The sequence below is a fragment of the Caulobacter sp. D5 genome (assembly GCF_003185805.1).
Taxonomy (GTDB): Bacteria; Pseudomonadota; Alphaproteobacteria; order Caulobacterales; family Caulobacteraceae; genus Caulobacter.
The window spans coordinates 1-1,114 of record NZ_QHJY01000032.1; the positions used below are offsets into that span (position 1 = coordinate 1).

Consider the following 1,114-nt stretch of genomic DNA (forward strand, 5'->3'; position numbering starts at 1 on the left):
GAGAGAGGGATCTATAGCGGCGGCAGCAGCGCCGCCACGTCGATGCCGCGCAGGGCGGCGACGACGCCGGCCCAGACGGCGAGGTTGGCCAGCAGCATCAGGGCGACGGCGACGCGCAGGCGGCGCTGGACGAGCTTGCGGCGCTTGCGGGCCTTGAAACCGGGCATGGATAGGGCCGTGGCCATTGTTCTGCTCCTGATCAGCCCCCCGTTAACTCGTATTAACGCGTCTGATTTGGCTTGGTGCAAGCGGGACGGCTTGTCGCAGCGGCCGCTAGCGCGGAAGGTGAGGGCGCATGAGCCCCGCCATCGTTCTCGAGAAAGTCGGCAAGACGCACGGCGACGCCGTGGCGCTGGAGGCCGTGGACCTGTCGATCGAGAAGGGCCAGTTCGTGGCCCTGGTCGGCGGATCGGGGGCGGGCAAGACCACCTTGCTGAAGACCATCAACGCCCTGGCGACGCCGACGACGGGCGTCGTGCGGGTGGACGGCCAGGTGGTCGGATCCCTGGACGGCCCAAGCCTGCGGCGGCGGATCGGCTACGTCTTCCAGGAGATCGGCCTCTTTCCGCACATGAGCGTCGCCGAGAACATCGGCGTGGTTCCGGACCTGCTGGGCTGGCCGAAGGCCGAGATCGCCGCGCGGGTGGACGAGCTGCTCGACCTGGTGGACCTGCCGCGCGCGCTCGCCGGACGCAGGCCGTCGGCGCTGTCGGGCGGACAGAGGCAAAGGGTGGGCGTGGCCCGGGCCCTGGCCGGGCGGCCGTCGATCCTGCTGATGGACGAGCCGTTCGGGGCGCTGGACCCGATCACCCGCACCGCCCTGGGCGACGACGTGCGGCGGCTGCATGAGACCCTGGGGCTGACCACGGTGATGGTCACCCACGACGTGGCCGAGGCCCTGCTGCTGGCCGACCGGGTGGTGGTGCTGGAGCATGGGCGGATCATCGCCGACGCCGCGCCGCGCGCCCTGATGGCCGGCCATGCCGATCCGCGCGTCGAGGCCCTGATGGCCGCCCCGCGTCGCCAGGCCGAGCGGGTGAGGGCGCTGGCGGATGGCTGAACTGCTCGCGCTCCTGCCCCAGCGCCTGGCCTGGCACGCGGCGCTGTCGGCGGC

Annotated in this window: 2 protein-coding genes; one reads left to right on the plus strand and one right to left on the minus strand. The window is 71.9% G+C overall.

The window, feature by feature from the left end; all coding sequences use genetic code 11:
• Window positions 1-11 precede the first annotated feature (11 nt).
• Window positions 12-185: a hypothetical protein gene (locus DMC18_RS26495; RefSeq protein ID WP_199232533.1), complete on the minus strand. Its 174-nt coding sequence runs from the start codon at window positions 183-185 to the stop codon at window positions 12-14.
• Between the two features lie 110 nt (window positions 186-295).
• Here DMC18_RS26495 and DMC18_RS02680 point away from each other — a divergent pair, with 110 nt between their 5' ends.
• Complete coding sequence (locus DMC18_RS02680) at window positions 296-1,060, plus strand: ATP-binding cassette domain-containing protein (RefSeq protein WP_110132679.1); 765 nt, start codon at window positions 296-298, stop codon at window positions 1,058-1,060.
• Window positions 1,061-1,114 lie beyond the last annotated feature (54 nt).

Excerpts from the sequence above, each read along its gene's own strand:
- DMC18_RS26495 (WP_199232533.1), bottom strand. The coding sequence starts at position 185 with ATGGCCACGGCCCTATCCATGCCCGGTTTCAAGGCCCGCAAGCGCCGC.
- DMC18_RS02680 (WP_110132679.1), top strand. The coding sequence starts at position 296 with ATGAGCCCCGCCATCGTTCTCGAGAAAGTCGGCAAGACGCACGGCGAC.